The organism is Prauserella halophila, assembly GCF_024171895.1.
Taxonomy (GTDB): Bacteria; Actinomycetota; Actinomycetes; order Mycobacteriales; family Pseudonocardiaceae; genus Prauserella; species Prauserella halophila.
On the sequence record NZ_JAMTCQ010000008.1, the window covers coordinates 696634 to 721993 of the forward strand.

The 25360-nt window shown below is 64.5% G+C and carries 23 protein-coding genes and 2 pseudogenes; 3 read left to right on the forward strand and 22 right to left on the reverse strand.

The window, feature by feature from the left end; translation table 11 throughout:
- The 7 genes from LY41_RS03470 to LY41_RS03500 all read right to left on the reverse strand — a co-directional run bounded on the left by LY41_RS03470 (position 1) and on the right by LY41_RS03500 (position 8910).
- The gene (locus LY41_RS03470) at positions 1 to 1047 is read right to left on the reverse strand and encodes an RnfABCDGE type electron transport complex subunit D (protein ID WP_253862343.1); all 1047 of its coding nucleotides are present in this window, start codon (positions 1045 to 1047) and stop codon (positions 1 to 3) included.
- The gene (locus tag LY41_RS03475) at positions 1044 to 2930 is read right to left on the reverse strand and encodes a CRTAC1 family protein (protein WP_253862344.1); all 1887 of its coding nucleotides are present in this window, start codon (positions 2928 to 2930) and stop codon (positions 1044 to 1046) included. Before LY41_RS03475 ends, LY41_RS03470 begins: the two co-directional genes overlap by 4 nt.
- A 22-nt stretch (positions 2931 to 2952) precedes the next feature.
- Complete coding sequence (locus LY41_RS03480; protein WP_301296477.1) at positions 2953 to 3936, reverse strand: DUF1702 family protein; 984 nt, start codon at positions 3934 to 3936, stop codon at positions 2953 to 2955.
- A gap of 329 nt (positions 3937 to 4265) precedes the next feature.
- Positions 4266 to 5336 carry an MFS transporter gene (locus LY41_RS03485; RefSeq protein WP_253862346.1) on the reverse strand — a complete coding sequence of 357 codons (1071 nt, stop codon included), beginning with the start codon at positions 5334 to 5336 and terminating at the stop codon, positions 4266 to 4268.
- A 187-nt stretch (positions 5337 to 5523) separates the two neighbouring features.
- A complete protein-coding gene (locus LY41_RS03490) occupies positions 5524 to 6555 on the reverse strand; it encodes a hypothetical protein (protein ID WP_253862347.1) in 1032 nt (343 codons plus the stop codon).
- 208 nt (positions 6556 to 6763) lie between these two features.
- Positions 6764 to 7384, reverse strand: a complete 621-nt coding sequence (locus LY41_RS03495; RefSeq protein WP_253862348.1) for a cysteine dioxygenase — start codon at positions 7382 to 7384, stop codon at positions 6764 to 6766.
- A gap of 59 nt (positions 7385 to 7443) precedes the next feature.
- Positions 7444 to 8910 (reverse strand): ABC1 kinase family protein, encoded by a 1467-nt coding sequence (locus LY41_RS03500; RefSeq protein ID WP_253862349.1) that lies wholly within the window; start codon positions 8908 to 8910, stop codon positions 7444 to 7446.
- Positions 8911 to 9214: 304 nt separating this feature from the next.
- Between LY41_RS03500 and LY41_RS03505 the strand changes: the two genes are divergently transcribed.
- A complete protein-coding gene (locus LY41_RS03505; protein ID WP_253862350.1) occupies positions 9215 to 10411 on the forward strand; it encodes a hypothetical protein in 1197 nt (398 codons plus the stop codon).
- A gap of 151 nt (positions 10412 to 10562) precedes the next feature.
- Here LY41_RS03505 and LY41_RS03510 read toward each other — a convergent pair whose 3' ends face one another.
- Positions 10563 to 10994, reverse strand: coding sequence for an SRPBCC family protein (locus LY41_RS03510; RefSeq protein ID WP_253862351.1), 432 nt, complete (start codon positions 10992 to 10994; stop codon positions 10563 to 10565).
- A gap of 240 nt (positions 10995 to 11234) precedes the next feature.
- Between LY41_RS03510 and LY41_RS03515 the strand changes: the two genes are divergently transcribed.
- Complete coding sequence (locus LY41_RS03515; protein WP_253862352.1) at positions 11235 to 11882, forward strand: winged helix-turn-helix transcriptional regulator; 648 nt, start codon at positions 11235 to 11237, stop codon at positions 11880 to 11882.
- A 277-nt stretch (positions 11883 to 12159) separates the two neighbouring features.
- On the opposite strand, the gene LY41_RS03520 is transcribed toward LY41_RS03515, so the two are convergent.
- From LY41_RS03520 to LY41_RS03530, 3 genes are all read right to left on the reverse strand, one after another.
- Positions 12160 to 12345 carry a hypothetical protein gene (locus LY41_RS03520; protein WP_253862353.1) on the reverse strand — a complete coding sequence of 62 codons (186 nt, stop codon included), beginning with the start codon at positions 12343 to 12345 and terminating at the stop codon, positions 12160 to 12162.
- 59 nt (positions 12346 to 12404) lie between these two features.
- Positions 12405 to 13550, reverse strand: coding sequence for a serine hydrolase domain-containing protein (locus LY41_RS03525; RefSeq protein WP_253862354.1), 1146 nt, complete (start codon positions 13548 to 13550; stop codon positions 12405 to 12407).
- Positions 13551 to 13746: 196 nt separating this feature from the next.
- Positions 13747 to 14037: a hypothetical protein gene (locus LY41_RS03530; RefSeq protein ID WP_253862355.1), complete on the reverse strand. Its 291-nt coding sequence runs from the start codon at positions 14035 to 14037 to the stop codon at positions 13747 to 13749.
- Between the two features lie 266 nt (positions 14038 to 14303).
- Here LY41_RS03530 and LY41_RS03535 point away from each other — a divergent pair, with 266 nt between their 5' ends.
- On the forward strand, positions 14304 to 14954 hold the full coding sequence (locus tag LY41_RS03535; RefSeq protein ID WP_308292195.1) for a TetR/AcrR family transcriptional regulator: 651 nt from the start codon (positions 14304 to 14306) through the stop codon (positions 14952 to 14954).
- Between the two features lie 492 nt (positions 14955 to 15446).
- Here LY41_RS03535 and LY41_RS03540 read toward each other — a convergent pair whose 3' ends face one another.
- From LY41_RS03540 to LY41_RS03595, 11 genes and pseudogenes are all read right to left on the reverse strand, one after another.
- A complete protein-coding gene (locus LY41_RS03540) occupies positions 15447 to 16046 on the reverse strand; it encodes an LppA family lipoprotein (RefSeq protein WP_253862357.1) in 600 nt (199 codons plus the stop codon).
- A gap of 13 nt (positions 16047 to 16059) precedes the next feature.
- Positions 16060 to 16509 (reverse strand): alpha/beta hydrolase, encoded by a 450-nt coding sequence (locus tag LY41_RS03545; protein WP_253862358.1) that lies wholly within the window; start codon positions 16507 to 16509, stop codon positions 16060 to 16062.
- Between the two features lie 3 nt (positions 16510 to 16512).
- A pseudogene (locus LY41_RS23975) lies at positions 16513 to 17794 on the reverse strand (IS256 family transposase).
- 42 nt (positions 17795 to 17836) lie between these two features.
- Positions 17837 to 18518, reverse strand: a pseudogene (locus tag LY41_RS03565) (alanine dehydrogenase); the annotation flags it as partial.
- Positions 18433 to 18648: a hypothetical protein gene (locus tag LY41_RS24175; protein ID WP_443678869.1), complete on the reverse strand. Its 216-nt coding sequence runs from the start codon at positions 18646 to 18648 to the stop codon at positions 18433 to 18435. The pseudogene LY41_RS03565 and the gene LY41_RS24175, both read right to left, overlap by 86 nt.
- Positions 18649 to 18874: 226 nt before the next feature.
- Positions 18875 to 19918: a glucose-6-phosphate dehydrogenase (coenzyme-F420) gene (fgd, locus tag LY41_RS03570; RefSeq protein ID WP_253862361.1), complete on the reverse strand. Its 1044-nt coding sequence runs from the start codon at positions 19916 to 19918 to the stop codon at positions 18875 to 18877.
- A gap of 21 nt (positions 19919 to 19939) precedes the next feature.
- Positions 19940 to 20926, reverse strand: coding sequence for an LLM class flavin-dependent oxidoreductase (locus tag LY41_RS03575; RefSeq protein WP_253862362.1), 987 nt, complete (start codon positions 20924 to 20926; stop codon positions 19940 to 19942).
- 49 nt (positions 20927 to 20975) lie between these two features.
- Positions 20976 to 21581 carry an SRPBCC family protein gene (locus LY41_RS03580; RefSeq protein ID WP_253862363.1) on the reverse strand — a complete coding sequence of 202 codons (606 nt, stop codon included), beginning with the start codon at positions 21579 to 21581 and terminating at the stop codon, positions 20976 to 20978.
- Entirely contained in the window at positions 21578 to 22087 is a 510-nt protein-coding gene (locus LY41_RS03585; RefSeq protein ID WP_253862364.1) for a (2Fe-2S)-binding protein, read from the reverse strand. The genes LY41_RS03580 and LY41_RS03585 overlap by 4 nt, the downstream gene beginning before the upstream one ends.
- Before the next feature lie 11 nt (positions 22088 to 22098).
- Positions 22099 to 22962: an FAD binding domain-containing protein gene (locus LY41_RS03590; RefSeq protein ID WP_253862365.1), complete on the reverse strand. Its 864-nt coding sequence runs from the start codon at positions 22960 to 22962 to the stop codon at positions 22099 to 22101.
- The gene (locus LY41_RS03595; protein WP_253862366.1) at positions 22959 to 25346 is read right to left on the reverse strand and encodes a xanthine dehydrogenase family protein molybdopterin-binding subunit; all 2388 of its coding nucleotides are present in this window, start codon (positions 25344 to 25346) and stop codon (positions 22959 to 22961) included. The genes LY41_RS03590 and LY41_RS03595 overlap by 4 nt, the downstream gene beginning before the upstream one ends.
- Positions 25347 to 25360: the final 14 nt, after the last annotated feature.

Here is a 25360-nt window from a genome sequence, read left to right on the forward strand (position 1 = left end):
TCAGTGGGCCGGGCTGCGGAGCAGGGTCGTCCGCGACACCAGCGCCGCCAAGCGGTGGCGCGTCTCTCCGGACATTCGGGAACTCACCACGAGTACGGCCCCACGGAGCACACAGGTGATCACCAAAGCGAAGAACAACCCGAACACGACCCCGAATGACACGAGAACGCCGTACACAACGGCGGTCGTCACGCCGAAAACCACCTGATTCCACGGTTTCGACGGACTCGTGCCGGGGTCGGGAATCATGTAATTGGTGAACAGCACGAACGCAACCCCCGTCATCGGCAGCAATGCCGCGACGAGCGAATGGTCCACCAGAATCCACCGCAGCACCGCCTGCAGCACGAAACCACCAATCCACCCCAGAACCAACGGCCATTTCCCGGTGATCTTGGCGTTTATCATCGTTCCCAGCGTCAGCACGGCGAGCGGAACCAGCCAGTCCAACGTGCCGATCGTGACGTTGGTGAAGTGGTACGGAGGTGCGATCCCGACCCAGGGAAACAGCAGCAGCGTCATCACGATGCCGAAGTTCGACGGATTCAGGAAATGCCGGCCCTTTCCTCTCACGGTGACGCGGAACACGTACTTGCTCGCATGGGCGACGACCACGGCGAACAGGTAGGGCCACAACGACGTGTTCCCGTACAGCAGCATCGCGCACGCCAACGCCGTGATGTGCGCGGGGAGCAGGAACACGACGAGCGCTCCGAACCCTCCCGTGTACGCCGGCCGCGTGCCGCGCGACCAACTGTCGACGAACTCGAGCCCGATCGCCACGACGTAGCTGACCAATGCGGCGACGACCGGCGTGATCGGTGCTTGTTCGAAACCGAGCACGACATGCCCGAGGACCGTGAACACCGTGATCGACGCGCCGAACCGACGCAGGGCCTTCACCCGGTTGTCTGTCGCCTGCGCAGGGCGTTGCCCGTTCTCTGTACGGCCGTCCCTGCTCGCGGGACTCGGCGCTTCCGGATCGTCGATCTGGATTGTCTGCTGGTCACCGGCCTCCCCGGCCGGCGTCGGCACGATCTTGGTCATAACCGGTCCACGCTGCCCTTCTCGGTCAGTCGGAATGTCTGCTGTCCTGCGGTGAGCCGAACCAGGTCACTGTGCACACCCGATTCGTCGCGCCAGGTGACCTCCGCCGTAACACTCTCCTCCCCGGGAAGTCCGAAGTGGAGAATGGAGTCCGAGACCCCCGCGTGACCGTTCGCCGGATACAACTGGTCCCGCTCCGCGCCCGCGGGAAGGCGCACCGTCATCTCCGCACCGATCGCGGGCCGGTCCCCACCCGCCGCACCGGGGCGGACGAGCCTGACCACCGCAGCGGGCGGTGCGTTCCGCGCCGTGTTCACCAGCAGCCGCGAGTCCTCCCACTGGTTGGCGACCACGACATCCAACAGCTCGTCGCCGTTGACGTCACCCAGCGAGAAGCCCCTTGTCACCTCGGGCTGCGCGATGCCGAGTGTCCCGGCGAGATCGTGATACGTGCCGTCGGCCGAACGCACCCAGAACGGGTTGTGCTCATGTCCGGAGAGCTCGGTGCCCTTCGTGAATTCGGGCCAGACCTCCGGGTACCGCAGCAGTTCGTCGTTGGCCATCGCCAGCTCCTGGAGCTCGGCCCACCGTTTGTGCTCACCTTTGACGAAGCCCGTGGCCTGAATGATCTCGTCCCCGCCGGAATTGTCGAAATCCCCGGCCTTGATGTCCCACGCCCAACCGCTCCGGGAGATCCCGAGTTCCTCGCTCCGCTCGTCGAACGGAACCTCGCCCCGGCGCAGACGGTCCGCGTCACCGGTGGGAACGAACGCCAGGTTGCTCTCGTGTAGCGCATACGGCGACGTGATGTTGCTGACGAGGATGCGCGGCAACCGCCCGTCCGTCTCGTAGGAGAACGCGACACCCATGCCCTTGAACGAATCGTGCCCCAGCACCTCGGACCGGGGTGTCGTCAGGTCCCGGTCACCGCGAACCGATTCGAATCGCACGTTCCCCGGTGCCGACCGGTTGACGAGCAACTGGTCCGGTCCGAAGTCGTTCGCGACGTAGACATCCGGGATGCCGCTGCGGCCGAGGTTCTGCAGGCCGAACGACAACGTCCAGGCATCGGCCGATTCCGCTGGCAGGGAGTCACTGACGTCACGCAGTTCCGGCTTGGTGTCGGGCTCACCCGTCGGCCGGGTCAGCAGTAGCCGGTTCGTTCCGGCGTTGCGGCCTTTCCCCATCGAATCCTGCATCGCCATGCGCGAGTCGGACGTCGCGTCCGGATCGAGGACACGGGCGTCGTCAGGGAAATAGTTCCCGACCATGATGTCGAGGTGCCCGTCGCCGTCGACGTCACCCACGTTGAGCGCCGTCGAGTTCCAGGTTTCCATCGGTTCCACGAGGTCCACCGCCCTGAAGCCGGCCGGCCGCATGGTGCCCTCGTTGAGGAACAGCACCGGCGAACGTCCCCAGTAGTACACGAGCATGTCCTGGTCGCCGTCCTCGTCGGCGTCCATCGGGACGCAGCCCATGGGTGCCATCGTCCGGTCGTACGGCAATCCCTCCGGACGTAGCTCGAATGCGGCGTACTGCGTGCCGCCGCTGCGTGGCGCGGGCCGGATGGTCACGGAGTCGTCTCGCGGATCCACCAGGCAGATGTCGCCCGAACGCCCGGTTCCCCGGAGGTCGGCGAGTGCGGTCGCCGCGCCGACCGCGGAGATCCAGCTCCGGATGTGTTCCAGGCCGGGCGCCACCGCTCGTTCACTGCGCGCACCTTCCGGTGCCGAGTTGACCGTGACGGGCGAGAACGAGAACGACCGGGACATGTCCCGCTTCTCGGCCTCCCCGATGCCGGGCCTGACCGTCGGGATCGCGATGGCGATACAGAGGATGATGCTGACGAGTGCTGGCAGGGTTCTGCGAAAGGAAACCGGCATGTGGGCGCTCCCGAGAATAGGGTCAGCGATGGGCGCCAGCGATGTGGCGCAGGCGGGACTTCCACTCCCCGTAGGCCGCCAGGTCCCCACGGGACTCGATCCCCGCGAGGGCCTGTTCGGACCAGTTCGCGACCGTCGCCGGGTCCCGGTCCAGTACCGCACGGGAGCCGACGGACGTGTACCGCGGTACGACACCCGACCGGACCCGGGCGGCTACTCCGAAGATGCTGCCCTGAGCCAGGTGGGGCCAATAATCACCGCAGGCGGCGGCGAGCTCGGCGAATCCGTCGGCCTCGACCCCGCCCGCATAGCACGAGGCGAGTCCCACCCCGGACCACAGATGGGGGCGGGCTGCTGCCGGAGCCGCTCCGATCGTCGCGCACACGGCGGGCACGCCGGCACTTTCGATGAACCACAGTGCCCTGCCGCATCCGGCCACCTTCTCCGCCCACGCCGGCGTAGGCGTCCGGGAGCAGAACCGACGCAACCGCGCCTTTCCGCCGAAGAAGGCCAGTGCGAAACCCCCGCCGTCGAGGCCGAGCCACCGGAGCAGCGGCGTCGACCCCACCGGCGCCACGGGCGGCCTCGAGACCAGCGCGTACGGCCATCCGGTGCCCACCCGGATGAGATGGACGTAGCCGTCTCCCGGCCCTGACGACAGCAGGCTCACTGCCTGCGCCCGGCCCATCGTTGCCGCATCCCGGATCGCGGCGTACATCGCCGCTCCCTCGTAGGCGAACCCGCGCTCGTCCGACGACACCTCGCGCAAGCCTTCGTGAACCGACCGCCAGTCGGCGGCTGCGATGTTGAATCCGTCGAGAAAGCTGCGCGCGTGCCCTTCGAGCAGAGCACGCGCCACAGGAATATCGGTACGAAATCCACGCCGGTCGAAATCCGCCAGCGAGTGGGGAATTCGCGGTACAGTAATTGTGGTCGGTTTACGCTTTACGGGACGCCTTCTCCCGTTCACCTGGACAGGGCCGTGTCGATGAATTCGGGTACACATTTTTCCCCATGTCGACTGCGATGGCGATATCTAGAAACCCAGGACAATTCGTGCCGATATCCTTCCAGCGCATCGTCGAAGGTGTCAACACGGCCATTTGCACGAATCCGGAAGTAGTACCTGCGGGATCCGCCGAAACACCGCCGAAGCCTCGCTGTCACAGTTCTGCCCGACTTCCGTCCCGTACCGTAAACCGCCCGTGGACCGTCGCTCACGCGACGGTCCACGGGCGGTACGTCAACAATAATCTTAGAATTTCGACAGCATGTTTCCGAGCCGATATTGAAATGCGACCCGGTGCGGCCGAGGAATCGGTCGGCCTGCCGCGCTCACGCTTCCGACGACGCCCCGGCCCTGCCTCCCTTCGGCAGTCCGGCCACCAGGAGCGTTCCCACGACACCGCACAGGGCAACGATACTCATGGCGCTCGCGAGCGAGGTCCAGTCCGCCACCCAGCCGTACACGAACGGCGCGATGACGAGCGCGAGATAGGCAGACAGCATAATGCCCGACGCCGCAGCACCACTGTTGCTGCCCAGGGTGCCTGCCGCACTGATCGTCGACGGTTGCACACCCGCGACCGCGAGGCCGAGGAGAACGACGCCCACCGCGCTGACGATCTCGTTCGGAGCTGTCAACAACAACAGTCCCGACACCGCCATGAGACTTCCCGACACCCACAACGACACGCGAGCCCCGAACGCCTCGATCAGCGGCCCGTTCGCGAACCGGCCCACGATCATGGCGCCGTTGAAGCCGCCGAAGACCGCACCAGCCACGGCAATCGACGTTCCGCCTTCCTGAAGGTAGATGACCGCCCACACGGTCGCGATCGCCTCGGCGGCACTACCGACAAGGCACAACAACACCAGACGCACGAAGGTGGAGTTGCGCCACAGCGAGGAGGGAATCTCCTCGACCTCTTCCGGATCCCCGGTCACCGCGAAGCGCACGCACAACGTCACGACCGCCGTCGGCAGGCACACGGCCGCCGTCGTCACGATCGCCACCGCCGGATATTCCCAGCCCAGTGCGAACAACCCGCTCGCGGCGGCCGCGCCCAGCAAGGCGGCGCCGGCCTGGAACCCGTGCATGAAGCTGAGATAGTGACGCCCGGTCTCCCGCTCGAGATCGATGGCGGCAGCGTTGGTCGCCGCGTCGAGACTCGCCGAACCGAGGCCGCAGAGCAGCAAGCCCACGACCAGCCCCACGACGTGGGGGATCGCCCCGATCACCACCATGCCGCCGAGCAGCAGCAACGCTGACAGGAACGCCTGCCGCTGGGCGCCTATCGCCGTGTAGATCCTGCCGTTGTAAGCGAGGACCACGACGCCGATCAACGGCAGCGCGAGCTGGGCCGTCGCGAACCCGCCCTCACTCAGTGCGAGCTCGACGATCACCTTCGCCCAGATGACGCCCTGAACACCGAGGACCGCTCCGAAAGCGACACTCAGCGCCAGCAGCGCCCCTCGTAGCCCACGGTATGCCCCGCGATCATCCTTCGCTGAGGCGGCGACCGAGGAAGAGGAAGAACTCCCGGAACTCGAATCGTCCGTCATAACCTAAAAGCACCTCGAAACCGTTCAATCACGACACGACGGTCACTGCTTCGAGGGAGTCGAACCCTCGAATCATCTTCTTGGGATCGGCCAGATCGACGTCGTCATGGATCTGGTGGAATCGGACCGGATCTCCGTCCGGGGTGATCGCGTAGACGCGGGCGCGCAAGGTCTCGGCCACCCAGACCACCTTTCCGTCCGAATGGATTCCCGAACCGATGAATCCGGGCTCCGGATGCCAGACGCGACGCCATTCGCCGGTTTCTCCGTTGATACGGATGACGAAACACTGGTCCTGGGTTCCTTCGCTCATCGTCGCCATCAGATCTCCGGAGTCGAGCCGCACGACCCCGATGAGCGAGGCCTCGACGTCGACGATGTCGGTCACGACCGTCGACGCGCCGGAACGAGTGTCGATCCTGACCACCTGGCCGCCGCTCGCCTGCCCTCCCGGCTGTCGCGTATTGGCCACCAGCAGGTGATAGGGCCCGTCGAGGCTCAAGGTCGACGGCTGGTCCAGCCCGTCCACCAATACGCTCGGTACACCGGTCGACCTGTCGATCGCAATAACCTTCCCGTTGCCCTGCCAGCCGTTGAAATCACACGTGTAGATGAACTGCCCGTCCGGCGAGACGACGATTCCGGCGATATCGATGAACATGTCGGTGTAAGGATGGCCGAGGCCGCCACGGAACGCCGTGAACGCGCGAGTCAGCTTCCCGGTCTCCGTGTCGACCTCCAGCACGGCACTGGAGCCTTCGACACCCACCATGTTCGCGATGGGTCCGCGCATACCGCTCATCGAGACATACACATGCTTGCGGTCGGGCGCCACCGCCGTGGACCACACGTGTGCCTTGCACCAACTGCTGAGATCGAGGTACGGCCGCGACACCCCGTCGCGCACCAGCTTCACGCTGAACGTCGCCTGGTCGGTGACCAGGATGTCGTCCGGACGAAGCTCGGTCGGCAGGTGTGCGACGACCACGTAGTTCGTGTCGACGGTGCGGTGCAGGCTCGGCAGGTACGCCAGGCCGTGGGTCTCCAGCGTCGACGTCATGTGCTCCTGAAGTTCCCGGATCCCCGACTCCGAGGAATCCAGTGTCAGGACGGATACCGAATAGTTCTGCTGGACGTTGCGGGGCCGTAGTTCCTCAGGGGTCAACTGCGGCCCTGCAAGCGCTTCTTCACTATCTGTTGTCGAAGTCATCATCCACCCTCGAGGTCGATCGGGAAGGTCGTTCCACTGTCTTCGGAAGGAGTCGGGATCACGGAGCGACGCGGGCCGGCTCTCGGGATCGCCACGTGTTCATGTCGTCGGACACGTTGATCTGGTCGAACCACAGTTGCAGCGGTGACGCTCGGTAAAGACCGTCACTCTGCTTGTCGTAGGTCCGATAGTTGTGGATCGCGTCGAGGTAGATGTGAACCGTCACGCTCCACGTCTCGGCCTCGTTGACCATCAGATGGAGCTGCATGTCGTCCTCGGGGAGAATCGTCGTGACTCGTCCCGGAACGACCAGCTGGTCCTGACCGGCGGCCAGCGCGACCTCCGAACCTCCTTCATGGAGGATCTCGTATTTGACCTCGCGGGTACGTCCGGTCAATGCGCTGACCACGCCCACCGTTCCGTCGTGGTCGTGAATGGGGCTTCCCTTCCCCGGCCCCCACATGACCAGCACAACCTGGAAGGGATCGTCCGGCGAGTTGAGCAGCAACCGGAGGTAGTTCTTCTCCGGGGTCAAGGCATTGACGTATTCTTGGTTCCGCGAATCTTCCACGAACGCCCCGAGCTCATCACCGAGTTGCGAGAGAAGACTGCTGCGATAACGGCGATCCTGCTCGGCGTGCATCCGCGCCACTTCATCGATTAGCTTGTCCGGAAGCATGCGTGACCTCCCTTGTCGTCGACCCGACGTGGGACCATTTATGCTTGAGAAAGATATATCTATGATCCAGGGTTTTCAAGACTGACCACGGACAGACCCCAGCTCGCGCTCCACCCGAGACCCCGCCGACGGACGTCGTCTCGATCGACGTCCTGGGGCCCCGCGACGTTCTCGGCATCGACACCCGCCGTCATGCCCGGCGCCCGGCCCTGCGCCGCGCGGAACACGATGGGCCGTACCAACCCCTGAAAGTCCACGTCGGGGTCCAGGCGTCTCACCGTGTTCTCGACCATGAGCAAGGCCAACAGAGGGAACGCGAACTCCGACGAGGCGAATATGCCGTTCCGGCGCTGACTGCCGAACAGTCGCTTCGAGAACTCGACGAGGTCGAAATCCCTCGCCGTAGCACCTCCGTAGCGGTCGACGAGCTCGATGATCTCGGCGCGGAACGCATCGACATCCGCGTCGTCGCGAATGTCCGTCGCGCTGCTCATCACAGCGGTCGCACATGCGGGTCCGTTCCGAAACCCGAGGTTCAGGAAGAACGTCGCCAACAGCCGCCGCGTCCGCTCGGGAACCCGGTAGACGAAGCCTCCGTCGAGTATCGTGATCGACCCGTGCGACGTCAGCCTGAGATTGCCGGGATGCAGATCGCAGTGCACCATCCCCGTCGAGAACAGCATCTCGAACACGGCCTTCAGAACCTGTTCCGCCAGTAACCGCCTCCGGGGACCGGAGAGGCCGTCGAGTTCGACGGGACGGTCCGCACCGGGAACGTAGGTCATGGCGAAGCCGTGTTCCGTCACGGTTTCGGAGACCGGCCGCGGGACGGTGATGAACTCGAGTCTCCGCAGATCCTGTCCGAGCCGGGCGAGGTTCCGCGATTCCGCGATCATGTCGAGTTGGCCCAGCACCGCCGAACCGACGGCCTCCGCCATTTCCCCCAGCGGTACCCGGCGAACCGGCGGCAGCTTCTCGGCGAACCGGCACACGGTGACCACGAGGTCGATATCCCGCCGCATGCGGCGGGATATCGACGGTCTGCGCAACTTCAGCACCAGGTCCTCGTCGTCTCGCGCCGTGAGCGAGTACACGCAGGCGATGCTGCCCGCACCGAGCGGCGCCGGCGACACCGTTCCGAGGTGCCGCTCCCAGTCGTCGCCGTAGCCCTCGGCCAGCGACCGGTCCAGCTCGCGGCGCGACATCGGTGCGACACGGTCGTGCAGACGACTCAGCCTGGCGCAAACACCCGGAGGCAGTACGTCCTCTCGGGTGCTCGCGATCTGTGCGAACTTGACGAACGCGGGCCCCAGGCGCTCGACCGTCTCGGCCAGGTCATGCGCGGTCTCCGCGGCGGGCCGCACCAGTGAGCGCCGACTCAGGACCGACCGGAGGTGAGGCAGTAAGGACCTGCGGGCGACGACGCCCGCGACCTGCGCGAGCCGCGCCGCCCTGAGCACGCCCGCGAGGACCGTGCCATCGCGCCGCACGACCTGTTGCGCTCGACGGAGGTCATCGCTGTTCATACACACTCCCCAGTGGCGACGCCACCGCCGGATCCTCGTCCTGTCGCCCGATTCGACTTGTGTTTCGTATATCCACCCCCGAGCACGTTTCGATGATGCGGACAGCGTTGGCCACGACGTCCTCCATGTGTCGGACACCTCCCGGAGTGGCGCCGAATCCACTGATACTCGACATATCGCCCCTGCAACGTAGCGACCGATCCAGGTGGCGGGTAGCGCCGAACGGGTGTTGACACGACAGGACTACTTTATTTTCATATAGTTATCTCCAGATTGGAGATGATCCACGGAACCTGGAGGAAACATGACGCAGTCCATGGAGACTGATCTGCAGACCGGCTTGGTGGCGCTGACACCTCCGCCTGCGGACCGGTACAACGATCCGGCCGAGTACCTGGATTTCGCTCGTCCCATCACGGAGAAATTCCTTCCTTACGACAGCCGCAGTACCACGGAGCTGCGCGAGGTCGCGGAAGGACACGACAGCGCACTCGAGCGTGAGCGTGCACTGTGGGAGGTCGCCGACCGCGACCCCTCCGGAGCACTGACGTTCATCGACCACGTGATCGGCACCGAGGTCTCGCGGGACGTTCGGTCGGGTGCGCTGTGGCTCGCGCTGCGTTCCGTCGGCTCCGAAAGCCTGCCGACCCTGGAGAAGTACACCGAGGACGCCGATCCGGAGGTGGCCGACTGGGCTCGGGTACTCATCGGTGACATCACCGGCCAGCAGCCGCAGCGGCTGTACCAGGAGGCCGAGGTCGAGGAGACCGGGTACTTCGATCAGACCGTTCCGCTGATCATCGGCGGTAAGGTGATCATGGTCATGCCCGGTGTCGGCGCCGTGCGCGCCGTATTGTCCCCGCTGTGGTTCGACTCGATCCTCGGTCGGGTGCTCGCCAGCACGAACGCGGAGACGATCCGGACCGATCTGACAATCGAGAAGGAGCTCAAGGGGCTGCACGAGGACGGGACGTCCCACTACGAGATCTTCCCGTTCCGTGGGCTGAGCGTCGAGTACGAGGGCAACAACCTCGAGCACAACTACCTGTCGGAGACCATGCGGCCGTTCTACCCGAGCGGCAGCCTCGGTCAGGGCGAGGTGGTCGAGGTCCCGGTGTCGCTGGGCCGCATCGCGCTGACGTCGCTGGCCCGCAACGGCGAGGTGTCGATCGAGGGTGACGGCCCGCGTGCGCAGCGCCTCCGCGAGGCCGACATGCCGTTCGTGCAGAGCGTCCGTGGCCGCTACTTCGGCTGGGCCGCGGTGAACCTCGAGCGCGCGTTCGATCGTGGCACCGTCGGTGCGGGTGACGTCCAGTTGTCCAACCCGACCGACCCGGTCGCCGGCCCGATGACCAACGCGAAGCTGTACGGCAGCTTCCGCGGCAAGGCCGGCGACTACACCGGTTCGGGCAAGTACACGCTCAACTCGATCAAGTGCCACGGCAAGCCCGATGGCTCGATCGACGTCGTCGAGAACGGTGCGGAGTTCGGCACGGACTGATTTTCGCCGTCACACAATGATGTGGCCGGTGCCCGCGGATCTCGCCGGGCACCGGCCACATCAACGACCACCGGGACCGCCCCGGCGGCCACCGGGGCAGAGCATGGCCTGCTCACACACCCGGGAACGCCGTCGGCCCGGCTCGACAGGCTCAGCGCACAGGGGCCGATGCGGCAACAGAGGCCAGATGGCCGAGATGCATCTCCCAGCCCTCCTGGTGTTCGGCGGCCAACCCTGGCGAGTCCGGCAGTCCAGTCTCCGCGACCGACACGGTGACCCCGGACGCGCCGTCCTCGAGCGTGATCGCGACCCGGCTCGGGGCGGCCCACCCCTCGTCGATCCAGTCGAACTCCAAGCGTTCGCCTTCCTCTACGACGCGCACCGTGCCTTCGGTGACATGCACCGTTCCGGTGCCGTCACTCCACGATTCCTCGAGGCGCGCGCCCACGCGGGCGTCGAACTCCATCCCGTCCCACCACTGTGCACGCAGATCCGCCTCCGTCAGCGCCGCCCAGACCTGCGCGCGAGTGGCCGCGATGAGCCGGCTCGCCTGGGGCACGCCGGCAGCGTCCGTGTCGGTCACGTCGTCACCCTTCACCTCGGATATCCATGCGGATCGCGACCATCGAGGTCGCGATCGCTATACTTAGCAGTATCGATATGCTGCTGGATAACGCCGGATCGGGCAAGTCGGACCGTAACTCCGGTGCCACGGACCAACACCACTGTCCGCGACAACTCCGGAACCGGACCGCCCGGCAAGGGCACGGGAGGCCACAGACCGTCTGATAGCTTTCTATACCAAGTGGAGGTGACCCAACCGATGACGAGACGCGACTACGGCCAGTTCTGCGGTCTGGCCGCAGGGATGAACGTCATCGGTGAACGGTGGACGCTCCTCATCGTGCGGGAGCTGTTCATCGGCGAAGCGCGATTCAAGGACCTGCTCCACAACCTCCCGGGAATCGGTACGAACCTCCTCGCAGACCGGCTGAAGACCCTCGTCAACGACGGGGTCGTCGAGGACGTACCGGTGGCGGGCGACGGCCGGGCGCGCGCGTATCGCCTGACACCTGTCGGTGAAGGCCTCCGGGAGCCCGTGCTCGCCCTCGCCAAGTGGGGACTCTCTTTTCTGCAGGACGAGGACAGTGCGGGTGCGGTCCGTCCCGAGTGGGGGCTGCTGGCGCTGCAATCGATGGTCGACGAGTCCCGCACTCCCGATGTCCCCGAGTCGTACGAGTTCCGAGTGGGTAGCGACGTCTTCCACGTCACCGTCGAACCCGGCAGCGTCGGTGTCGCCCGTGGCCCCTGCGAATCGCCGGATCTGGTGGTCCACTGCGAGCCCACCACGTTCATCCGCATCGGTGCTCAGCTGATCAACCCGGTCGACGCGCTGGCGTCCGGGGAGCTGACGATGACCGGCGACGCCGCCGTCGTACAGCACTGCACCCGCCTACTGGGCCTGTCGTAACTCCCCCGACTCCGAGCTCCGGATCGGCTGGTCCGTCGACGTCGACCGGAACCGCCTGTGCTGCCTGACCGACGCCGCCCGCCTCCGGGAGTGGCTCGGCGACCTCGGACCCACCTATCGCTACGGCTGGTGCGCCCACTTGCGAGTTCGGGTCGCGATGCGTTCGTGCACGCAGCGAACCCAGCCCCGAACCGGCATTTTCCCACGTCAAAACCGTGGGCACAGCCGGGTTCGAACCAGCGACCCCCTTCTTGCGACCACCGAGGCCGCGATCACGTTACATACCCAGGGCGATGAGTCCCCGAGCGAGCTCGTCGACCACGGTGGCCAGTTCGGTGTGCGAGAGGTCTTCCCAGCGACCGTTGCGGTGGATTCGCTGCGCAGGAAGAGCGCCGAAACGGCCCGCGCAGTCGTCGGAGACCTGCTGCATGGTCGGGGCGACAGCGGCATCAGTGCCGGTCATCCTGGCTCCTGCTCACGAAGATTCGCTGGCGGAGCGCCCTTGGGAACTCTGAATTGGGTTTAGGCCACGGCGTCGTAGACAGCGCGAAGGTAGGTTTCGGTTCGGGGTGAACCGAGCACGCCGGGCCCCATCTTGTTCATCACGTAGGAGACGGTCATGCGACGGTCGAGGTCCATCACAACTTGAGAACCGCCCCAGCCTCCCCAGAAGCAGAGGCGACCGCTGGGAAGGTAGGGGACCGCGCTGGGCTGCGGTAGTGCGTAGCCGAGACCCCACCGCAGCTCCTCACCGAGGACGAGGTCGGCTCCGTTGGCCTGCTCCTCGAAGACCATGTCAATGGTCTTCGGAGAAAGCAGCCGGACACCGTCGACGACGCCGTCGAGAGCGATGGCCGACATGATGCGGGCCACCGATCGCGCGTTGCCGTGGCCGTTGAGCGCTCCCATCTCGGCGCGCCGCCACGCGGGAGAGTTGGCGGCCTCGGCGTTGGCCGGCGGGCCGGTGAAGGTCTTCATCATGGGACTGTCCGCGGGCAGAGCGGACAGATCGAACGGCAATGGCGGCGGAGGCACGATCTCAGCGACCCGATCCCAGTCTTGCTCACGTGCCCCGATCTGGAAATCCGCCCCCAGCGGTCCCGCGATCTCGCTTGCCACGAACTCCTTGAGATGGGTACCGGTGACCCGACGTACCACCTCGCCGATGAGATGACCCTGGTTGTGGGCGTGGTAGCCGGATGCAGTGCCTGGCGTCCACCACGGCGCCTGGGCAGCCAACCGGGCCGTGGATCTGTCCCGGTCGTACATGTCCTCGGTGGTGAACGGCTGTTCCCACCCGGAAACACCGGAGGTATGCGCGAGGAGGTGGCGTACCTCGATGTCCTGCTTTCCGTTGGCTGCGAATTCCGGCCAGTACTTGGCAACCGGGGCGTGCACGTCCACCTCGCCGCGGTCGACCAGCATCAACGCAGCCAGGCACGTGACGGTCTTGGTCGTCGACCACACGTTGACGATGGTGTCGCCATCCCACGGCAGAGTGCGGGCCACGTCGCGATAGCCGCCCCACAGATCGACGGCGGTCTCGCCGTCGATCTCGACCACGAGTGACGCGCCCAGTTCTTCACCAGAGCGCAGATTCTCTTCCAGAGCTGTACGCACGGCTCGGAAGCGATCCGTGCAGGTTCCCCACAGCTGAGGCTCAGACATAATCAACTCCTTGCAAATTGGGAGATCAACCTTGTTGCGACGCGGGGGTCATGGCCGTGTCCGCGAGCGCACAGCGGACCGACGGGCCGGCCACGTGCTTCGGCGCGGTGCGCCCTGACACGGTTTCCGCCTTCCCCGGCGACTGCGTATCAACCTTCGAGGCCCGAGAACAGGGAGCTGCGATGGCTTCGCCGTTCTACGCAAGCCCTACCCCCTGGATGGCATCCCGGCACACGACAACGTTGCAATCGCTGGGGGCGTAGGGGCCAACGCCGAAGGCGCCGAGCAACAGCCGAGGGTCCGCGAACTGCTCGGGTTGAAAATCGAAGTTGCACTCGTGTTGATACGGCCCCGGGTCGGGCAGATTCACATCGGTAAAAGCTTGGCCGAGAATGCGCAGAAAACCATGAACGAGCTCGCTGTTCGATGCGGCCTCCGCACCGACGGACTGTTCCGACGCGGAGGTCTGGGTCAGCAGCTGACGCACGGTGATAGCCCGGTGCTGAGCATCCCCCCAGCCGGGTCCGGCTGGCAAGTACTTCCCGACCGAGGGCGCTGGTGGCGCGGCCGCAGCGGTCGAACCATGGACACCAGCAGCCACGAGAGCCATGACCACGCCCGCCACGAGCGACCGCAGAGACAGAGAGCGCATGAGCCACCCCGCTTGGTGCCGTTGCAGACGCGGTGACCCGCACCACGCTTTACCTGACGGTAAAGGTTTAGCACGGCTTTACCGTCAGGTAAAGTGCTGTCGTGACGCAACGAGCCAGCCACGACACGCGATCGAGCACGGCAGCACGTCCCTCGGATGATCACCTACTTGACACGGCGAGCGCAGTGTTCGCCACGAGTGGGTTCCGCGGAGCATCGATGGCCGCGATCGCCGATCAGGCACGCTCAACCAAGCCCACGTTGTACACCCATTTCGGAAACAAACAACAGCTGTACCGGACGTGTCTGCAACGCGAAGCCGACAAATTGGCGCAGTGGTTGTTCGCCACCTACCGGCAAACAGCTGACCTGGCCATCCACGAGCAGGTCCGCACCGACATGCGTGCGTTCTTCGACTACGCTGCCACCCATCCCAACGGGTTCCGACTGCTCTTCGACGACTACAGCTCCGTCGACAGCGCACAGGTACGCGAGAATCTCCAGCAAACGATCACGCACCGGATCGCGCAACGAATCCAGGTTGTCCTCGACGAGCGCACAGCCGCGGAGCCGGCTGCGAACGCCAAATTGCTGGCCGCGATGATCGTCGGTATCGCAATCCACGGCGCCCGCCACGCGCTGCTGATACACCCACTCGACCCCGCCAAAGCCAGCGAACTGGCCTCCTCACTGACAAGCGCGGGACTGCGCCATATCGACAGGGAAATCCTGAACGAGCTACTCGAGGAGTGAAGATCCGGACAGGCACTGCTTCAGGCCAGCGTCCGGACGCAAGGCAGGAGCGTAGGGACGGCCCGGCCGGGACGGTCTCGCGAAGGCAGTGCCGGCGCTTCGTCACGACGTCGACGCTCGCAGCGACCTTCACCCACGGGGCTCCGCTGGGCAATTCCTCAACGGTTCCGCGCAGACGCTGTCGCCTCGTGCTCGACCTGGCCACGGATCAGCCCTAAGGTCGGTTCACGCCGCGAATGGGACCACGAAGCCGCAGCCACCGATCAAAGAATCCTCAAAACCCCACGTCACAACGGCGGGCGCAGCCGGGTTCGAACCAGCGACCCCTGCTTGTAAGTGCGCGGACATGCGACAAGTCGGCTGCCTACCGCAGGTCAGCCTGACCTCACCTGCGTATAGAGCGGCTCTGCTGCACCCACACGGACCCGTTTCGCACCCATCGTGGGTCCCATTCTCGATCGCAGCAAGCAAGGTCCGGTGCCTGCTTGTCGATCACGAACCGTTCGCGGTCTTGGGGTGTGCACGTTCGGTCAGGTGGCAGCCCGTAACCGACGACAGCGAGGTGGCCTTCTTCGTCCCGAACGAGAACTCCGCACCGTTGTCGTGGTGCGCGCTCACGAGGTGATCGTTCGGCCGGTCGACCACAGCCTTGGGCATGTCGAAGCCGTACTTGCCCATGACCTCGGTGAAGATCTCCAACGCTCGGGGCCAGTCCGCCTCCGGGATGGGGTGATCGAAGTTGGCCCAGTTGGGCATATGGATCGTCACGGCATCGAGGTCCTCATACTCCCCGGTACACCAATTCTCGGATTCCTCGTCTGTTGTCTCCCAGGAGTCCGGCAAACCGACTTCGGTGACCAGGCGACGTTGAATCTCGCGCTCGATCTCCGCGTGCTCGCTGATCACCGCCTCGATGTTCGGGCGCGCCGCAAGCTCCTGGAACGCACTCTGTGATGGCTCAGCATCCATGTCTTTCCCTTGACCTCCCGTCGAGGGCCCACTCGCACATGCCGCCAGAGCCATGGCCAAGGCCAAGAAGAACGGCATGGCGAGCTTCGCAGAACGGCCGGCGACTGACGGTTGCTGGTGCACTACTTCTACCTATCTACGGCTCGGGAACAGGCGTAAAGTCAGGGGAACCGATCATTATCCGGGCCATCGCATACTCGCTCGTCTGATAGACCTCCGAGCTCTGCCCCTCGCTCCGCTCCGATTTCATGTACTCACTGTGGCCCGTCGAAGCCTCGGTGCGTTGACCTGGAACAGGTTCGTATTCCTCGGTGGACATGTGATGGATGCCGTCCTGCTCGACGACATCCTTGCCGTATCGCTCTACCACACCCGGGATGTTCGCGACGGCGTCCTCGCGAGCCTCCCACGCATAGACGTGGTTCTCAGGGACATTCAACTCCTTGCCACTGTCAGTACCGATTCCCGGGGAGCCGAAGAATCCTGCTTCGTCGACGCCCGTCTCATGGTCACGCAGGGCATAGCCTTGGGTGAGCGACCCCCAGGAAGGGAGTGTCAGCGATCTTGTGGGTGATGACGTGATCACCTGTCAGTGCTGCGCGTCGAGGCGGTCGCCGTAGTGCATGGCGAGCGTGTTCAACGCGTGTTTCCAACCTACTACTTTCCCGGTGATGTTGGAACGGTTTTTGAGTGGATTTTTGATCACGAGATAGAGCACTGTGAGTGCGGCCTGCTCGTTGGAGAAATGGCCTCGATGTCGGGTTGCCTGTCGGAACCGGGCGTTCAGGCTTTCGATCGAGTTCGTGGTATAGACGAGCTTCCGCAATTCGGGCGGATAGGCGAGGAACGGCGTGAACTGTTCCCAGCTGTGGCGCCACAGTCGGATCATCGCGGGATACTTGTCCTCCCATTCGGTACAGAATTCGGCGAACTCTGCTTCTGCGGCTTCTGCTGTGGGGGCGGTGTAGATCAGTTTGAGTCGTTTGGTGATCGCCGGCCAGTACTTCTTCGAGGCGTAGCGCAGGCTGGCCCGCACCAGGTGCACGACACACAGTTGGACCTCTGTTTGTGGCCACAACGCGGAGATCGCCTCGGGGAGCCCTTTCACGCCGTCACAGGCGACGATCAGGATGTCCTCCACGCCGCGGTTTTCAGGTCCGACAGGTGGTTCAGCCAGCCCTTGGCTCCTTGTCCGCCGGTACCGACCCACATAACCAGCACGTCCCGCTCACCAGCCAGGGTGATCCCGACCGCGACATAGATGGGACGGTTTGCCACCGCACCATCCCGAATCTTGACATGAATGGCATCAATCAGCACAACTGGATACACGCGATCCAACGGCCCCACTTGCCAGAAATTCAGATCATCGACGACCTTGTCGGTGATCTTCGAGATCAGCTCGCGCGAGACCTGGGCGTCATGAATGTCGGCAAATGCGCTTGGATCTCCCCGGTTGTCAACCCTTTCGCATACAGCGAGACGACCGTGTCGTCGAAACCCTCGACCCGGCGTGCATATTTCGGCACGATCTGCGGGGTGAACGTACCGTCTCGATCACGGGGAACGTCGATTCGCACGTCACCCACATCGGTCCGTATCGACTTCGACGACGATCCGTTCCGTTCGTTGGTCCCGAACTTCTCGGCAACGTCGCCCTTCTCGTAGCCGAGGCGATCATCCGGTTCGGCGTTCAGCGCCGATTCCAACACCGTTTTCGTTACCTGCCGCAACAGCCCGTTCGGGCCGATCAGCGACACGCCCTCCTTCCGGGCCTTGTCGATCAACTCCCGCGCTACCCGCACATCAAGATCATCATCAGTAGGAGCCGGGCCAGCCGAAGTGGCCACCGTGTCTTCACTTGTCACCATGGATAGCTTCCCACCGGAACGACCGCTCCAGCATGGTCAAGATCACCCACCGCCCACAAGATCACGGAAAGTCCCTGGCTGCTCCTCGAGGGCGACAGTGCCCAGCCCGGTTGCCTCGCCGACAGCGGCGTTGACGAGACGGCCGGCATGGATGTTCACGCCGAGCATGAGGCTGCCGTCGTCCACGCACGCCTGGAGCCAGCCTTTGTTGGCGAGTGCAACCGCGTAGGGCAGGGTGACATTGGTGAGGGCATGGCTGGAGGTACTCGGCACGGCGCCCGGCACGTTGGCGACGCAGTAGAACACCGAGTTGTGCACCGGATACATCGGTTCGGCGTGTGTGGTCGCGCGTGAGTCCGCGAAGCAGCCGCCCTGACCGATCGAGATGTCGACCAGCACGGAGCCGGGCTCATTCGGGACACCAGTTCGTTGCTCACCAGTGTCGGCGCCTTCGCGCCCGGGACCAGCACGGCGCCGATAACGAGGTCGGCGTCAAGGACGGCGCGTTCGACCTCATAGCGTTGCTGGCGACGGTTCGGAACTGACCACGGTGGGTTGCCTCGACTGCGCGGAGACGGTCGATGTCGATGTTGAGCAGGTGAACCTCAGCCTGCATACCGGCGGCGATCGTGGCGGCGTTAAGGCCAGCGACCCCAGCGCCGATCACCACCACCTTGGCGCCGTACACGCCCGGGACCCCACCCAGAAGGACTCCACGGCCCCCGTGAGCCGAGACCGGCTTCGGTCTGTACATGCACCTGATGTCCGTTGCGTACGAGTTCGTTGACCCCGGCTGGGGTGATGGCCACCCGGTACTCGTGGTTCTTGACCTTCGCTGGGATGCCGATCTTCATGAGTTCTCCATACGGTTCCGTCTACACTGGCCCGGATATCTCTCACCATAGAGCGACAAAACCGCAACGTCGGTGTTCACTATGCATTTGCTTGATACGTTTACAGGCACCATGCACGTTGTCTCGTCAGGATACCGACACAGCACCGTACTGGCAGCTGAATCACTGTCGACGGAGGCGGATACACGGTCCCGCCGGTCACCTTGGTCGCCGTCCTGAATGGGTTTTACTTCCCGGCCAGCCCGCGCAATTTGGGGACAATGTCGGTGGCGAGCTGGTCGAGGAAGCGGTTCTGGTCGTGTCCTGGGCCATGGAAGACTAGGTGAGTCAGGCCCGCGTCGATGTAGGGCTTGATCTGGGCGAGCGCCTCGTCTGGGTCGGAGGCCACGATCCAGCGCTTGGCGATCTGCTCGATCGGCAATTCTTCGGCGAGGCGTTCCATCTCCTCCGCGGAATCGACCGTGTGTTTCTGCTCAGCCGACAGCGACAGCGGCGACCAGAACCGGGTGTTCTCCAACGCTGCATCCCGGTCGCGATCATACGACAGTTTGATCTCGATCATCTTGTCCACAGCTGAAGGGTCGCGTCCTGCGGCGGCCGCGCCCTCATCGACAGCTGGCATGAGCTTGTCATTATAGAGTTCCATACCCTTGCCAGAGGTACAGATGAACCCGTCACCGGCCCGCCCAGCATACTTCGCGACTACCGGCCCACCCGCGGCGACATAGACCGGAACCGGCTGCGCAGGCCGATCATAGATCATCGCGTTGCGCAGGGTGTAGTACTCGCCCTCGTGGTCCACCGAGTCGCTGCTCCACAGCTCCCGGATCAGGCCGATAGCTTCGCACAGCCGGGCGAAGCGTTCCTTGAACGCGGGCCATTCCCGCCCGGAGACCGCAACCTCGTTGAGCGCCTCGCCCGTCCCGACGCCCAGCGCGACCCGGCCCTCGGTCAGCAACGCACTGGTGGCGAAAGCCTGGGCGATCACGGCCGGGTTGTAGCGGAACGTCGGGGTCAGCACGCTGGTGCCGATCTGCACCCGCTGGGTTCGCTCGCCCACCGCCGCCATCCAGCCGAGGGCAAAGGGCGCGTGACCACCATGATGACGCCAGGGCAGGAAGTGGTCGGATACCCACACGCTGTCCAAGCCAACCTCTTCCGCACGGACCGAGTACTCCACCAGGTCCCGGGGGCTGAACTGCTCGGCAGACGCCTTATAGCCAACCGTGAGGGGTTTCGTTGGCAGGGCCGTCGATGTAGCTGCTGACATTGAAGGGCCGCTCCTCTCAGCTCAGAGATGTGGCAAGACTGCGGACGAGGTGAGTTGGAGCTCGTCATGGACAGTGTCGCCGTTGACCGGAGCGAGCACGACGCTCGTCGCCCCCGCGGCACGCAATTCGGTAATCCGAGCAGCGACTTCGTCCGGATTCCCGGCGACGGCAAGAGTATCGATCCACTCGTCGGGCATCGCCTCGGCGAATCGGTCCGGTTCCCGCTCGAGCAGCTCCGCGACGTGGTCGTTGTAGCCGAACGCTCCGGTCAGGGGGTTCTTCGGACCGAGAACGGTGATGTACTGGGCAACCACCTCACGTACTGCATCTCTGGCTCGCTTCCTGTCCTTGTCAACGCTGAACAGCGCCAACGTGGGAGTGAGGTGATTGGTGCGCCCGGTTTCGGCCATACCTTCGTGAATGTGCTTCGTGGCACCGTCCAGGTAGGCAGTGCCAGTCAGGACGCTCATGACAGTGCCGTCGGCAATCCGGCCGGACAGCCGCAGTGATTTAGGTCCTACCACCCCGGTCAGCAGGGGCACCTCTTGTTCGGGGCAATGAGTGGCGGCCACTGAGCGGAACGCGAAGTAATCGCCCTCCACGTCGAGAGTCTCGCCCGCAAGCAGACCACGGACTCCATCGATGCACTCGGTCAGCGCGGTCAACGGTGACTTCGCGGTCAGCCCCATCTGGTGCGTCCAGAACGGGACACCGTGCCCAATGCCCGGCAGGAACCTGCCAGGATAGGTTCGGGCCAGGGTGGCGATCTCCATGGCGGTGACGGCAGGATGCCGGGGCGTCGATGCGACTACCCCCAGCCCCACCTTGATTCGTTCCGTGGCCTGCAGCGCGAGGGCCGCGCCGGTGAATCCGCCGTAACAGAAATAGTCCTCGGCGACCCACACCTCCCCGTATCCGAGTTCCTCGGCCGCGGCGGCCACCGACGGAATCTGCTCTGGCGGGGTCGATGTGGTGACGAATACACCGACAGGTGGCTCGTTCGACATTGGCTGCTCCTTGATGTTGGTCTGGACTCACTGTCCGAGTCTGATGGGGTTACTCACGCTCTCGTTGGTCCGGATCCTGTTTTGTTCGCTCCGTCGCAGTGCGGGAGTGACGTGGCGCGATGAGGCGCCTCAGTCGTGCCCATAGGCTCTTGAGAATGATGCTTATTCCTTGCGGCTCGGCAGCGACAGTTTTTGCTGCTGTTTCGGGTGTGGCGTTGAGTTTGGTTTCGACGCACGTGGCGAATTCACCGAGCATGCGTTGCGAAATGTCGGTGATGAGCCCGGTCCGCCCGAACTTGGCTGCGGAACCCGCCAGAGTGACGTCGCTATTGATCGCGACGTGCGTTCCGGAATCGGTGGAATGGATGTCGCCCACCACGGTGATGTCGCCGCGGCTGCCGCCCTTGCGATCGACGCCGGAACCACGAATGGTCACTTGTGATGCGTCTTCGTCGAACGCGACGGTGGCCTTACCCTCGAATTTGATGGCGATCGGCCCTAGTTTGGTGGACAGCTGACCGCGGTAGCTGCCGTCCTCCTCCTGTTCCGTGATCTCGGCACCCGGTAGGCACTCCACAACCGACGGCACGTCGCGGAAGAACTGCCATACTTCGGGCTTGGGGGCAGCGACCACGATCTCTTGCTCGATGTTCAACGGGCACTCCCAGCTTCGGATACCGCGTCACGCTGGTCGCCGGCGGCGGCCATGACCGACTTGACGATCGAGTCATAGCCTGTGCACCGGCATAGGACCCCCGAGATTCCTTCCCGCACCTCGGTCTCGGTCGGGTTCGGGTTCTCGCGCAACAATTCGGTCGCACACATGAGCATTCCGGAGGTGCAGAATCCGCACTGCAGCCCATGATGCTCCTGAAATGACTTCTGCAACGTATTGAGCTGCTCTCCTTCGGCGAGCCCTTCGACGGTGGTGATGCGAGCGCCGTCGGCCTGGACCGCGAAGGTCAGGCACGACCGGGCCGCGACATCGTCCAACAACACAGTGCAGGCGCCGCAAACCCCGTGCTCGCAGCCGAGGTGGGTCCCGGTGAGCCCGCACTCGTGGCGCAGGAAATCCGCCAAGGTCATCCGCGGTTCGCAGTCGCCAGTGTAAACCTGCCCGTTGACAGTGACAGTGACAGTGACGGTGTGTTTGTCGCTCATGGGTGCCCTTCCTAACGGTTGGCGATTGCCGAACGAATCGCGCGAGCAACGAGCACTCGCACCATGTCGCGCCGGTACGAGGCCGTGCCGTGGACGTCGTCGACCGGGTGGGACGCGTCGGCCGCGGCTGTGGCAGCGGCATCGATACTGGTCTCATCCAGCGTGCCGCCGGAGAGTACCGACTCGGCCTCGTGCAGCCGGATCGGTGTCGAATCGACCCCACCGGCCGCGAGACGCACCAGATCCGCCCGTCCGTTCGAGTCGAGATGAACCGCTGCCATCACCGACACGATCGCGAAGTCGCCGTGCCGACGGGCGAGTTCCTCGACGGCGGTTCCGGTACCGCTGGGCAGCCGCGGCAGCCGCGCGGATACGAGAATCTCGTTGTATGCCAGGGTGGTCGTCAGCGGCGCGAGAAAGAAGTCCTCGGCGGGAACGATTCGAGTTCCCGACGGGCCCTTCACGGTCAGCTCCCCGCCCATTGCCACCAACAGAGCGGGGAGCTCCGCGGCCGGGTCGGCGTGGGCCAAGCTGCCGCCGAACGTACCTCGGTTCCGGTTGGTCGTGTGCCCGGTGTGTGCCAGCGCGGCAGGCAACAGCGGCACGGCGACACCTGCTGTCGGGTCGCGTTCGAGTACACGCTGGCGGGCCATCGCGCCGATGACGAGGTGCCCATCATCCTCGCGGATGCCGGTCATGTCCTGTGTCTGATTGATGTCGATGAGCACCGATGGGCGCGCCATGCGGAAGTTCATCAGCGGGACGAGGCTCTGCCCGCCTGCGAGGATCTTTGCATCGTCGCCGTACTCGGTCAGCAGCTCGACTGTCTCCGTGCTGTCGTGCGCACTCCGGTATTCGAAAGGCGGTGGTTTCATGCTGTGACTCCTGCTGACTGGGCCGCGCGGATGAGTTCGAGCAAGCGGGGCGGTGTCATCGGGAACTCGGTCACGGCCACCCCGAGGTCGGACAATGCGTCGTCGATCGCGCTGGCCACCACCGACACCCCGGCGATGGTTCCCGCCTCGCCCAGGCCCTTCATGCCTCCTGGGATGTGCGGGGCCGGAGTTTCCTGGTGATAAAAGTGGAATGGCGGAATGTCGGTCGCACTCGGGAGTAGGTAGTCCATGAAGCTCGCAGTGTTAATCTGACCGTCCTCGTCGTACACGAACTCCTCGAACAACCCACCGCCGAAGGCCTGTGCCAGGCCACCTGCCAGCTGCCCGTCGGCGAGCAACGGGTTGATGATCACACCGGCGTCGTGGGCTTGCAGGCAGTCCAGCAGCGTGACCGCGCCGGTCTGCCGGTCGACCTCCACCAACAGAGCGGTGCAGCCGTAGGAGGTGGTCATGTTCGCTGGGTCGAAAACATCGATCTCTTCCAGAGTCGGCGTCTCGGACTCTGGAAGCCGCCCGTTGAGCATCCGGTACGCCGAATAGCCAATGTCGGCGGTCGAAACGGAGGCATCGGCGGCGCCGCGGACCGATACTCGGCCGTCGGAGATCTCGAGGTCGTCGGGGTTGGCCTCAAGCAGTTCAGCACCGATGCGTAGGATTTTCGACTTCAGCCGCCCGCTGGCGTTGACGATCGCCGCGCCACCCAGTGTTGCCGCCCTGCTGCCGCCGGTGCCGTAGCCGGTATAAGGACAGGACTCGGTATCGCCGGTCACGATCGTAACGTCCTCGATCGGGACGCCGAGCCCATCCGCCGCCAGCTGCGCGTAGGTCGTATGTGTTCCCTGCCCCATCGCGCTCTGTCCGGACAGCACGGTGACCTTACCCGTGGAGTCCATGCGGATACGGACCTCGTCGAAGCCGGAATGGTCCAGGCCCACCATGTTGAGGACGCGGCTCGGACCGAACGCGCCGACCTCGGTGTGGAACCCGTATCCGATCCCGATCGATCGCCCAGCCTCGCGTCCTTCGCGTTGCCGGACATTCCAGCCGCGCTCGTTGACGGCGGAGGTGGCGAGATCCAGACAGTCGGCGTATCGGCCACTGTCGTAGGTGAATGCCGCTCCACTGAAATACGGGAACTCCTCCGGGGTAGGGAAGTTCATGCGCCGCAGATCGATACGACTCATCCCGAGTTTGCGAGCGGCGAATTCGATGAGTCGTTCGTGCACGATGTTCGCCTTGGGCATGCCCCAACCGCGGTAGGAACCGTAGGGTGACCGGTTCGTCATCACCGCCTTGAGCGTCAGCTCCTGATTCGGGATCTTGTACGGCCCCATACAGGCGAGTACCGAGGCCCACGGCGGGCCGGATCCCACCGTACCCAGGGCACCTCCGAGCACGGCGTAGGCTGTACCACGCAGACCGATAATTGTTCCATCCGAGCGCAACGCCATCTCGAAGTCGTGACGCATATCGCGTGCCCGGGATGAGGAAACGAAACTTTCCTGCCGGTCTTCCAGCAGTTTCACTGGGCGCTTGGTGCGCCGAGACAGGATCGCGGCGATGATTTCATCGGGGTAGAAGTCGAACTTCAAGCCGAATCCGCCGCCAAGGTCGGGCGTGCGCACCCGAATCTTGTCCACTGGCAGCGAGAGAACCTGGGCGAGTAGATCACGAGCGAGATTCGGCGCCTGGGTACCCAGCCACATGTCGAGCTTGCCCGCGAAGACGTCCCAGTTCGCGATGCAGCCCCGAGTCTCGATGGAGCATCCGTAACCGGCGTGGTGCCGAAAACTCGCCCCGACCACGACATCGGCTTCGGCGAAGGCGGCATCAGCGTCGCCGGCCGGGAATGTCATCGATCCACTGATGTTGTCCGGCCAGTCCTCGTAGAGCTTGGGCGCGTCCGGCGCCAGCGCCTGCTCGAGGTCGGCGACGACTGGTAACGGTTCGTAGTCGACCTCGATCAGTTCGAGCGCGTCCTCCGCGACGTAGCGGTCGACGGCGGCTACCGCAGCGACGCCCTGGCCGACCCATCGCACGGTGTCAGTGGCCAGCGCGTGTGCCCGGGCGATGCGCTGCTCGGGTATCACAGACCAAATGACGGGTTGCTCACCCGCGAATTCGACCAGATCATTGCCGGTGATCACCGCGAATACGCCGGGGAGCTCGGCCGCCTTACTCACGTCGATCCGGGTGATCCGGGCGTGCGCGACGGGGCTACGTAACACCGCGCCTTCAATCATCCTCGGGACAGTGATGTCGTCTATGTATGTCCCGTGCCCGGTCAGCAGTCTCGGGTCCTCGATACGTTGCTGTGACTTTCCGGTGTACTTGGTCTCCTGGGGTTCTGCGGTGGTCGTCACGCTGACTCCTCGAA

Bases quoted from the DNA above. Each gene is read 5' to 3' on its own strand.
- LY41_RS03470 (WP_253862343.1), bottom strand. From the start codon at position 1,047: ATGACCAAGATCGTGCCGACGCCGGCCGGGGAGGCCGGTGACCAGCAG.
- LY41_RS03475 (WP_253862344.1), bottom strand. From the start codon at position 2,930: ATGCCGGTTTCCTTTCGCAGAACCCTGCCAGCACTCGTCAGCATCATC.
- LY41_RS03480 (WP_301296477.1), bottom strand. From the start codon at position 3,936: ATGTGTACCCGAATTCATCGACACGGCCCTGTCCAGGTGAACGGGAGA.
- LY41_RS03490 (WP_253862347.1), bottom strand. From the start codon at position 6,555: ATGACGTCGACGCTGGAGACCCACGGCCTGGCGTACCTGCCGAGCCTG.
- LY41_RS03495 (WP_253862348.1), bottom strand. From the start codon at position 7,384: ATGCTTCCGGACAAGCTAATCGATGAAGTGGCGCGGATGCACGCCGAG.
- LY41_RS03500 (WP_253862349.1), bottom strand. From the start codon at position 8,910: ATGAACAGCGATGACCTCCGTCGAGCGCAACAGGTCGTGCGGCGCGAT.
- LY41_RS03505 (WP_253862350.1), top strand. From the start codon at position 9,215: ATGACGCAGTCCATGGAGACTGATCTGCAGACCGGCTTGGTGGCGCTG.
- LY41_RS03515 (WP_253862352.1), top strand. From the start codon at position 11,235: ATGACGAGACGCGACTACGGCCAGTTCTGCGGTCTGGCCGCAGGGATG.
- LY41_RS03520 (WP_253862353.1), bottom strand. From the start codon at position 12,345: ATGACCGGCACTGATGCCGCTGTCGCCCCGACCATGCAGCAGGTCTCC.
- LY41_RS03525 (WP_253862354.1), bottom strand. From the start codon at position 13,550: ATGTCTGAGCCTCAGCTGTGGGGAACCTGCACGGATCGCTTCCGAGCC.
- LY41_RS24175 (WP_443678869.1), bottom strand. From the start codon at position 18,648: ATGAAGATCGGCATCCCAGCGAAGGTCAAGAACCACGAGTACCGGGTG.
- fgd (WP_253862361.1), bottom strand. From the start codon at position 19,918: ATGTCAGCAGCTACATCGACGGCCCTGCCAACGAAACCCCTCACGGTT.
- LY41_RS03575 (WP_253862362.1), bottom strand. From the start codon at position 20,926: ATGTCGAACGAGCCACCTGTCGGTGTATTCGTCACCACATCGACCCCG.
- LY41_RS03585 (WP_253862364.1), bottom strand. From the start codon at position 22,087: ATGAGCGACAAACACACCGTCACTGTCACTGTCACTGTCAACGGGCAG.
- LY41_RS03590 (WP_253862365.1), bottom strand. From the start codon at position 22,962: ATGAAACCACCGCCTTTCGAATACCGGAGTGCGCACGACAGCACGGAG.